This is a genomic window from Micromonospora sp. DT4 (assembly GCF_049841675.1).
Taxonomy (GTDB): domain Bacteria; phylum Actinomycetota; class Actinomycetes; order Mycobacteriales; family Micromonosporaceae; genus Micromonospora.
Window position 1 is genome coordinate 1 of record NZ_JBNCKT010000289.1, and the last position, 1316, is coordinate 1316.

General features: G+C 59.4%; 1 protein-coding gene. It reads left to right on the forward strand.

Annotated features, from left to right (window positions below; all coding sequences use genetic code 11):
- Nucleotides 1-103: 103 nt before the first annotated feature.
- Nucleotides 104-1316: hypothetical protein (locus tag ACLQ24_RS29690; RefSeq protein ID WP_425895045.1), on the forward strand; the 1213-nt coding region annotated here is incomplete at its 3' end.

Sequence of the window (1316 nt, forward strand, 5' to 3'; positions counted from 1 at the left end):
CACGGCGGCCCCGTCCACCAGCGGACCAACCCGAACATCACGCCAAAAACAACGCCAGAAGCCATACCCCAACAAAGATCGCAAGCCACGCCACCACTACACCGTGGACGATCGTGTCGCCGCCATCACCACGTGGGTGCAGAAAGACCTCCCCAACCGTCGGAACACAATCCCCCCTCGGGACGATTCTGTGGATGTCGAAGGAGAGGCATACCCCGTCGGAAGAATTCTCCATAACCTGACACAAGTTGGGGTGTTTTCCGACAATGCCAAGCTTGCCCAAGCCCTGACGGACGCCGGATTCGAGGTCGCATACGACGGTGACGGACATATGCATATCGTCGGGTTTAAGAAAATGAGCGACGAGAACATGAGAGACTTCATCGCCGTCTATGACGCCTGGCTCGACGAGAAAGACGCAAACGGTATACCCCATAACATCGGGAAGATGCCGGACACCACGCTGGAGCGACCCAATCCGAATAAGCCAGACAAGCAGTTCCAGCTCGGCCAGTTTATGTCCAAGCTCAAGAGCAGGGGGCATGCCGACCCAGACGGTGAGATGGCCACGATGCTGAAAGGAAAAGGCCGCCTCGAGGTCATCTACCGGAATGAGGGCGACACATCGAGATTTGATGGCTTGAGGGTGCCCGGGGAGCCGCCACCGAAGCCCCGGCCACCAACGGCCAAGAAGGAAGAGGACAATCAGGAGCGGATCGCGGGGATTCAGCTTTGGGTGGGGCCAGATGGCGAGAACTCGGGCAAAATTCCCGCCGTAGCAAAAGAGGTGGAGGATGCCGGGGGGAAGGTTCACCGCGTCGGGAAAGTATTTCAGGATTTGCGGAAAGCGGGATTTTTGTTTCATCAGGGACTCTTCGATGTTCTGAACGAGAGCGGTTTCCGGCCGGAGGTCAACCGCAACAAGATTCGAATCCCCCGAGACAAGAGCGTGCTTGTCACTGTTGCCGAGAAGGCAGAGAGGGACAAGGCGACGTTCGCCGCTTATGACCTCTGGTGCGAAGGCGACTCCACAAGGGCGGGAAAGATCCCCCCTGTATCCGACCCCCCGGTCACGCTCCCGGAAACGGGGGACGTCATTGATCTCGGCGCGCGGATGAGTACTCTCATCCGCCAGGGGCTTGTGGATCCGCAGGGGATGATCGCTCAGGCTCTGAACGCCCGTGGGCTGCAGACGGAGTATCGGGACGACAAGACCTTTCTTGTGCACCCCATGGAGGCGGCCGGTGGGGAGTCGCGGTCGGTGTCCGCCACAACACAGAAGGTCGCCAATCTGGCTGTGGGTCGTCGGCCCTTGC